The 1,939-nt window shown below is 71.8% G+C and carries 1 protein-coding gene; it reads right to left on the reverse strand.

The features are described from left to right. Positions 1–67: 67 nt before the first annotated feature. Positions 68–1,780: an IS1634 family transposase gene (locus tag IVW53_15830; protein ID MBF6607033.1), complete on the reverse strand. Its 1,713-nt coding sequence runs from the start codon at positions 1,778–1,780 to the stop codon at positions 68–70. Positions 1,781–1,939 lie beyond the last annotated feature (159 nt).

Consider the following 1,939-nt stretch of genomic DNA (forward strand, 5'->3'; position numbering starts at 1 on the left):
CCGAACTTCCAGCCCTGACCGGGCAGATCTGAACGTGGATCGGGCGTTTCGGGCCGCGCCGTTCTGACTACACGCTCGCGGGAGCGATCCCGATGAGCTCGAACGCCCGGGCCTGGAGCGGCGTGGGTTCTGAGAGGAGCTCGAAGGCCGCCCGCTCGTCTGCCCCCGCGGGCACGACCCGGTTGCGGGTCAGGGTGGCGAGCTCGGCCATGAGCGTCGCGAAGCTGCCCACCCGCAGGCCGTCGGGGGTGCGGTGGTCGCGCTCCTTGGCGATCGCGGCCGCCGAGCGTTCGGGCGGCCCGACCGGGTCGACGCGCTCGGGAGGTGCCTCGTCGCGGTACAGGAGCGGCGCCCAGGCGGCCTCGAGGTGCCAGCGCACGTAGGCCGCGAGGAAGCACACGAAGAGGTGCGCCCGGACCCGATCCTCCCGCCAGTGGAAGATCGGCCGGACGGCGAGGTCGTCGCCCTTGAGGGCCCGGAAGTCGCGCTCGACCGCGGAGAGGCGCTTGTACGTCTCGACGACGGCGGACGTGCCCAGGCGCTCGGCCGGGACGGACGTCCGCACGACGTACAGCCCATCGAGGGCTGCCTCTTGCGCGATCAGGGTCTCCCTGCGCTCGAAGGCGAAGACCCCGTCGGCGATCGTGAGCTCGAAGTGCTTGGCCATCTTCTTGGCGTCGACGACCCTCCCTGCCCGCAGGCCGATCGCGGCGGCGCTCCGCAGGCTGCCCCGGCCGACCATGCCGGCGACCGTCCCGAGCGCCTTCTCCGTCGCGCCGAGGAGCGCCTCGCGCTTGCGGGCCCGCTCGGCTGCGAGCGCCGGATTGCGACACACCACGAGGCGCTCGCCCGGGAACTCCGGGCTCGTGATCTCGGCCAGGTTGCGCTCGTCGAAGAGCGACAGCTGGAGGTCACCCGCGTCGACGAGACGGCGGATCGCGGGGGCCCGCAGGCAGCTCACCCAGCCGATCCCGCCGGTCTCGCGGAGGCGCTCGATCCGGGCGGAGGTGAGCATCCCCCGGTCGCCGACGAGGACGATGTCGGTGAGGCCGAAGCGGGCCCGCAGCTTCTCGACCTGAGCCTCCACAGTGGCCGGATCCGCGGTGTTGCCGGAGAAGGCCTCGACCGCGACCGGGCAGCCCCGCTCATCGGTGAGCAGACCGAACTCGATCTGCGGGCGGTCCGGCCGATGGTCGCGGGAGTGGCCATGGCGCGCGAGCGGGCAGTGGCTCCCCTCGACGTACGTGCTCGTGAGGTCGTACAGCACGAGGCTGCCCCGCTCGAGGTGGCGGGCCGCGAGCGAGCGCTCCACGCGCGCCTGGCGGGCCAGGAGCCAGTCCATCGCCCCGTACAGCTCGTTCTCGTCGGCGCCGTCCACGCCGCATGCCGCACCGAGGGTGCTCTGACCCAGGAGGGCCGCCGTGGCGAGCTTGGACGCAGGGGCGATCAGGCGAGCCGTGACAAGGGCGATCACGAGGTCCCGGCTGCGCGACGGCGCCCGGTCGAGGAGTACCGGCAGCCCGAGGGAGCGGACCATCCCGAGGACCGCCGCGACGTGGCCGTGGGGCAGGCTCCGGCGGATCGAGATCGCTTCGCCGGCGGGCAGGAAGCGCTCGCCGCGCAGCCAAGCCCGGATGAGCTCGACCAGGGGCTCGGGCAGGTGGGACAGATTGGCGAGCGTCTGCTTCTTCACCCTGCCGTCCTCGCGATACGAGTTGCGGAGCAGGACGGACACGTACTCGCGGCCCTTCTGGCGGCTCACCACCCTGACTACGTGCATCGCTCCGGTACGCGCCTTCGGCATACGACCAGTATGCACAAAGCGCGCCAGGAGTCAATCCTATTACTGCCTACATCCGGCAGCGCGCGAGACCACACTCGGGGCTCGTTCTGAACGTGGAGGAGGCCGGATCAGCCCGGATCAGGGCTGGAAGTTCGG

Source organism: Chloroflexota bacterium, assembly GCA_015478725.1.
Taxonomy (GTDB): domain Bacteria; phylum Chloroflexota; class Limnocylindria; order Limnocylindrales; family CSP1-4; genus C-114.